The organism is Heyndrickxia coagulans DSM 1 = ATCC 7050 (assembly GCF_000290615.1).
In the GTDB taxonomy this organism is placed as follows: domain Bacteria; phylum Bacillota; class Bacilli; order Bacillales; family Bacillaceae_C; genus Weizmannia; species Weizmannia coagulans.
Window position 1 is genome coordinate 1 of the sequence record NZ_ALAS01000217.1, and the last position, 6,453, is coordinate 6,453.

Annotated in this window: 7 protein-coding genes; 2 read left to right on the plus strand and 5 right to left on the minus strand. The window is 46.5% G+C overall.

Annotated features, from left to right (window positions below; genetic code table 11):
• Positions 1–84 precede the first annotated feature (84 nt).
• The 3 genes from IC21_RS12000 to IC21_RS12010 form a co-directional block, all read right to left on the minus strand.
• Positions 85–1,410 (minus strand): amino acid permease, encoded by a 1,326-nt coding sequence (locus tag IC21_RS12000; RefSeq protein WP_035180911.1) that lies wholly within the window; start codon positions 1,408–1,410, stop codon positions 85–87.
• A 229-nt stretch (positions 1,411–1,639) separates the two neighbouring features.
• Complete coding sequence (locus IC21_RS12005; protein ID WP_029142185.1) at positions 1,640–2,206, minus strand: nitroreductase family protein; 567 nt, start codon at positions 2,204–2,206, stop codon at positions 1,640–1,642.
• A gap of 89 nt (positions 2,207–2,295) precedes the next feature.
• Complete coding sequence (locus IC21_RS12010) at positions 2,296–3,228, minus strand: aldo/keto reductase (RefSeq protein WP_029142186.1); 933 nt, start codon at positions 3,226–3,228, stop codon at positions 2,296–2,298.
• Between the two features lie 92 nt (positions 3,229–3,320).
• Here IC21_RS12010 and IC21_RS12015 point away from each other — a divergent pair, with 92 nt between their 5' ends.
• Positions 3,321–3,872 (plus strand): spore coat protein, encoded by a 552-nt coding sequence (locus tag IC21_RS12015; protein WP_080588432.1) that lies wholly within the window; start codon positions 3,321–3,323, stop codon positions 3,870–3,872.
• Between the two features lie 362 nt (positions 3,873–4,234).
• Here the strand turns inward: IC21_RS12015 and hxlB are convergent, their stop codons facing one another.
• Entirely contained in the window at positions 4,235–4,786 is a 552-nt protein-coding gene (gene hxlB / locus IC21_RS12025) for a 6-phospho-3-hexuloisomerase (RefSeq protein WP_029142189.1), read from the minus strand.
• 182 nt (positions 4,787–4,968) lie between these two features.
• Between hxlB and IC21_RS16905 the strand changes: the two genes are divergently transcribed.
• Complete coding sequence (locus tag IC21_RS16905) at positions 4,969–5,337, plus strand: hypothetical protein (protein WP_162096689.1); 369 nt, start codon at positions 4,969–4,971, stop codon at positions 5,335–5,337.
• Positions 5,338–5,344: 7 nt separating this feature from the next.
• Here IC21_RS16905 and IC21_RS12035 read toward each other — a convergent pair whose 3' ends face one another.
• Positions 5,345–5,725, minus strand: coding sequence for a LacI family DNA-binding transcriptional regulator (locus tag IC21_RS12035; protein ID WP_029142191.1), 381 nt, complete (start codon positions 5,723–5,725; stop codon positions 5,345–5,347).
• Positions 5,726–6,453: the final 728 nt, after the last annotated feature.

Sequence of the window (6,453 nt, forward strand, 5' to 3'; positions counted from 1 at the left end):
TTGAGTTTTAAATTCAGGCGTATAACTTTTTCTCATAAACCTACTTTAACAGCTCCTCATTTTGTGTCTAGTTTTATGGGTCCATTATAGGATGAACCATACCGGTGTCACAAATAAGGCAACACGCGTATCTTTTGCAATCCCGAGAACAACGAGGACAAAGACAAAGAACAAGAGTACAATCCAGTTGATGACCGGGGCAAACGGCAATTTAAAAGAGATTTTGGCCGCTTCTTCCGGCATATTTTTCCGGAAACGCAAGTGGGCAACCATAATGACGCCCCATACCCAAACAAAACAGATGGACGAAATGCTTGTGACAAGCGTAAAGACTTGTGTGCTCTTCATAAAATAATTCAGCACGACGCCGATTAACAGCATGATCGTTGAACCAAGCAGAGCAGGTGCCGGGACATTCCGCTTGTTTAACTTTTTAAACATTTTCGGCGCTTTTCCGTCTTCCGCAAGAGAATACAGCATACGGCTTGTACTGAAAATGCCGCTGTTGCACGAGGAAGCCGCCGAAGTGAGCACCACAAAATTGATGATGCCTGCCGCAGCCGGAAGACCGATATCGGCAAATACCCGGACAAACGGGCTCGCGTCCGGATTCAGCCGGTTCCAAGGATAAATCGACATGATGACAAACAAAGCGCCGACATAAAACAGTAAAATCCGCAGCGGAATCTGGTTGATCGCTTTTGGCAGCGTCTTTGATGGATCCTCTGCTTCCCCGGCTGTTACGCCGACCAGTTCAATCCCGACAAATGAAAAGACGGCCATTTCAAACGCCAGCAGAAACCCTTTAGAACCATTCGGGAAAAAGCCGCCGTGCTGCCACAGGTTCGTAAAAGAGGCATGTGCCCCATGGCTTTGAAAACCGGCGAACACGAGGAGAATGCCGATAATAATGAGCGCAATAATGGTCACAACTTTAATGATAGCGAACCAAAATTCCATTTCCCCGAATGCTTTGACTGTCGCAATATTGATGAGAAACAGAACAGCGACGCAAATCAAAGCGGGAATCCACTGCGGCAATTCGGGTACCCAAAATTGAACATACATGCCGACTGCGGTAATTTCGGCAATGCCGGTTACAATCCAGCAAAACCAATAGGTCCAGCCGGTAATAAAGCCTGCCCACGGTCCGATAAATGTTTCGGCAAAATGGGTAAACGATCCGGTAATCGGCTTGTACATCAGCAGTTCACCGAGTGCCCGCATCATAAAGAAAAGAGCTAAGCCGATTACGAAGTATACGAGCATAATAGACGGGCCGGCAAAGTGAATCGATTTGCCGGAACCGAGGAAAAGCCCCGTCCCGATTGCGCCCCCGATCGCAATCAATTGAATATGGCGGTTTTTCAGCCCGCGACTCAGTTCTTGTCCATTCGGGCTTTGATCCATACCGATCAACTCCTTATCTATGTATAAATTTGATTATATCACAATCTTCTTATTTGCTGCCGGCAAAAAAACAAACCGTATGTGCAAACGCCTCTGCGGTCGTGTCAGGGTTTTGCAAGGCAGCCTTTATTGTGCGCTTTCAAAAACGTCGGGCTGAAACTTCCCATTTTTGAGAAAATTTAACATGCAGAAGCAGACCGGCCCATGATAAGAGCCGGTAAGCTTGGGTTTAAGCAAACCATTGCGTTTTTTCTTCTGCTGGGGTTCGTTGCGCTTTGATGTCCAATTCCTTTTTCGGATAGCCAACATAGATGAGCCCAGCAATTTTATCTTTCGGTTCGAGGTTCAGGTAGTTTTTCAATTCGGGTTCATGCGCGATGTCACCGGTCCTCACGATTGTAGCCAAACCGAGCTCGGTTGCCGTAAGCAGCAAATTTTGGATCGCACAACCAGTCGCAACGATTTCCTCAATTTCCGGAACAATGCCGGAGGGGCTGACAGCAACCGCGATCACCACCGGCGCCCGTAGCGGCCCTTTGCGCGCTTTTTCAATCTTTTTCGCCGCTTCTTCTTCACTCAGGCCTTCCGCTTTCCCGGCTGCAATCCTGGCCATTTCCTCTCCGAGTTTGGCGCGCCCTTCCCCTTTAAACACGCGGAATTTCCACGGTTCTGTTTTCTTATGGTTTGGCGCCCATGTGGCAGCTTCGAGCAACGTTCTAATGACATCATCGGGCACCTCTTTATTGTCTGTCACACCGATGGAACGGCGCGATTTGATCAGATCCATCACACCCATTTTCCCAACTCCTTTAGCCATACTAGTTTAAGTATAAGACAGGAAAATACGTCAATCAACAAAAAACATTTTTCCACCGTGGAAATACATTATTGAAAGATGGCGCTGATCTTTTGCACGTCTGCTTCCGTCAGGCTGACTTCCAATGTTTTCAGATTGTCAATCACCTGTTCCGGCCGTTTGGCACCCGGAATGACAGCATCAATGGAAGGCTGGGCGAGATACCAGGCGAGCACAACATGCGCGACATCCACGCCTTTTTCTTTCGCAATCGGGCGGAGCTTGTCAACCTTTTCCAAATTGCGGAGATAGGTTTCGCCCTGGTAGAGCGGATTTTTCGCACGCCCGCCTTCAAATTTGGTATCTTTTGTATATTTGCCGGCGAGAAGCCCGGATGCAAGCGGAAAGTACGGAATAAACGAAATGCTGTTTTCCGCTGTGTACGGAAGCAAATCTTTTTCAGCCCCGCGCTTGAATAAATTGTACTCCGACTGCAGCACATCGACATACCCGTCTTCGTTTGCCTCTTTCAGTTGTTCAATGGAAAAATTAGAAACGCCGATTGCACGGATTTTTCCTTCATCTTTCAGTTCTTTCAAGGCGCCGACCGCTTCGTCTTTCGGGGTGCGGTCATCCGGAAAATGGATATAAAACAAATCAATATAATCGGTTTTCAGGCGTTTCAGGCTGCTTTCGACCGCTTCTTTTAAAAATGCAGGGGAGTTGTCGAACACCACTTTTCCATCGACAAATTTATGCGCACCTTTTGTGGCGAGGACGACCTTGTCACGGCCGCCGTGCTCTTTCAGCACCTCGCCGATCAGCTCTTCCGAACGTTCCGGCCCGTAAATAAACGCTGTATCAAGAAAATTGATGCCATGGTCAATGGCCGTGCGCACCACTTCTTTCCCGGTTTCATCGTTGAGATTCGGGTGGATATTATGCCCGCCGACCGCGTTTGTTCCGAGGCCGACCGGGTTGACATACAAATCCGATTTGCCGAGCCTTCTTTGTTTTTCCATCTTACCTCCGCCTCTCTCTTCAGATTTCATTTTTTATCATAACAAATCAAAAAGAAATGTAAAAATATTTCGGTTTCCGGCCAAACAGGCACATGCACGGACCGTTTGCATACAAATGGAAACGTGTGAAAGAAAAAGGAGGGAATATTGTGGCAAGAACGTTAGCTTGGCATGAAACTTTGGAAATTCATGAGCTGGTTGCATCCCAGACGATTTGTTTGATCCAGTTTAAATCCGTCGTGAGAAATGTGTCCGATGCAGGACTCCGGGAACTGTATACGTTTTCGATCCGGGCACTTGAAAAAAATATCCGCGACCTCCTGCAGTTTTATCCGCAGGCGCCGCGGGAAGAGGAAACAGAAGAAAATGAGGAGCGGCAAACCAACCCCGGATTTCAGGCCGGTGAACTGCTGACCGCTTCTAAAACAGCTGTAAGAAATTATGCCGCTGCGATCACGGAAACAGCCACGCCAGCATTGCGCACCGTGCTTGTACGCCATTTAAACAGCGCGATCGACTGGCATGCGCGCGTATTCAACTATATGCATGAACATGGCATGTACCCGGCCTACAACTTAAGCCAGTTGCTGAACAACGATGTCCGGAACGCCAACCGGGCGCTGCAAATGCGGGAAGAAGAGTGAGTGATACCGGCGCCCGTGCTGCATTGAATGCGGCGCCAGCGAAGGAATAAAGATCAACCGGCACCTATTACAGCAAATAAATAACGCCGGGAAAAAGGATGAAATCAGCCGGCGTAAATGTGCAGGATAAAAAAATGGAAAACCGCGGATCGATTGTTCGTCCGCGGTATATCCTTTCAACGATACAGCAAGCCGATCCGCAAACGGAATGGTCCGGATCCGGCCCCGTATCCAGCGGGATAAGGAAAAGCCATACCTGCTGTTTTTTCCTGTGTTTCATTACCATTTTGCCTTATTCAGAAACCGGATAGCCAAATCCCGTTGCTTGCTCGGGCCCGTTCGCATTTGCGCTCTTCCATCTCTTATTCCAGATTGCTGTGCCGGCTCAACGCCGCTTCATCCCCCGATTTCTGCTGTCCGGCAATTTTCAGGCAAACCGCGTCAAAAAACAGATGGACGGACTGGTCGAACAATGAGCTAAGCGGCTGCCTGCTTTCAATTTCTCCCGGCCTCCGGTATTTCGTGGCAGACGGAATATGGACCACGCTATCCGAAGTTTCCGCAAGCCTCGAAGACGGATCAGAAGTCACGCCCACAACAGATACCCCATTCTTTTTCGCTTTTTCCGCCGCTTGCACAACATTGGAAGTCGTGCCGGAACCAGAGACGGCAATCAATAAATCTCCCGGCTGAATGGAAGGGGTGATCGTCTCGCCGACGACAAACACATGGAAACCAAGATGCATGAGCCGCATCGCAAAAGACTTGGCCATCAGCCCTGAACGCCCCTCGCCCAATACGAAAATGCTTTTCGGAGAGGCAAGCATATCCGCAAGCTTTTCCACTTGTTCCCCGTCTATTTTTGAAAATACCGTTTGAATTTCATTTAAAATGACTTCTATTTCCCCATTCATTTCAATGCCTCCCAAGTTTCTTTTATCTTTCTTGCCGCAAGCAAAGGGTCACTTGCCTTGCTGATTGCCGAACCAACAATGAGCGCAGCTCCCGCCGGATTTCCACCCCGTCACATCTGGCCTCGCGGATGGCGGCGAATAACACCGGGTAAGAAAAAATGGCAGTATCCTGAAATGCATTCATGGTGACAAATAAATGGGCCATTGGCCATTGGTGTTTCCTCTTTTCTTATTTGTTGGAACCAGATTTCGTTTATGGATTGGGACCGGTACCATTTTTTCGTGCCGGACCTGTATTTTTTAGCTTTAGAGCGTGCGATGTTAAGATGTTTTTTGGATTTTTTCTTTTACTGTATCTATCGTTTTTTCCGTTTTGGATGCTTCTTTCCGGGAGCTCTCTTTTTCTTTTAATGGGACCGATACCATTACAGGGGAAAGCTGCCACTTCTTTTCTGGCCAATCCCATGTTGGCATCTTTTCAAGCTATCCCGCAGGGTTTCAGCCTGTATCGTCGCTTCTTTTTTGGTGAAGCCGGTCTCACTTTTCCTTAGGGGGAAGTCATCTCCCCGGGGCAGATCCCCTTTCAATCAAACGCGTCTGGTAAGAGATCGTCTGGGCCGGCGATTCGTTGTCCGCCAGCCGTTTTAAAATAAGCTCCATTACTGTTTTGCCAATTTGATAAGTCGGCTGTTCAGTTGTATACGGGTTGGTAATATCGGCAACCAGCGCGCAAATCAAGTAGCTGCGGCTATTTTTCAGCCCTCTCGCCAAATTATTCGGGCGGTATTGAAGTTCATCGATCACCTGCTTGATTTTTTGCCGGGTTTTCGGTGACAATTCATGAAACCGGCCGCCTAAATATCTTGAAACGGTCGATTTCGACACGCCGGCCTTCTTAGCTACATCGTAAATCGTAACTTTCGCTTCTTTTCCCCTCATGTTGTTTACCATCCATCTTTAAAATGAAACCGGTACCATTTGATTTCGTTATAACAGAGTATGGAGAGCTGTCAAATAAAAAATAGCATCCTGTTATTTCTATCCTGTTTGTAAAAATTCCATTGGCATTCCGGTCTGTTTTTTTTTGAAGGCTTGAGTCATGTTTAGGCGTTTCCTCTCCCGCTTCTCGGACTTTCTTTCCCGTCGGCCTAATGAAACTCGGTAATTAGCCGGCGTTCTTGTTTGAATGTTCATCCTGGGGTCTGCGTTGCCGTTTGATATAAGAAAGGTACTATATAAAATGAACTTAAGCTTTATATCAAGCTTAAGCACCAAATTGCATGATGACTTTATGTTGCAACAGGCAGCAGAACGACAATGTTGTGTTCAATTTATATCACTTAAAAACCAAGAAAAATTCGTCGAGAATCTCTCTCAACATTTATGACATGAAAAAGAGCGTAAAAATAGGCTCTTGAATTAATTCATTTTGTTTAACTTTATTAGCACTCTCACAATGAGAACGATAATAATTAACAAAGCCAAAACATTTACGATTTGCCATATATGATCCATTTTCTAACATCCTTTCGATTATATTATAATTTATACGTGAATTTAATATCGATTGACCGTGAATCAGTTCTGAAGAGTAAATTCATCAATTTTTAGATGTTTTATGATAAAATGACTTATCCACATTTAGAAAATTTTTCCATCTATTTTTT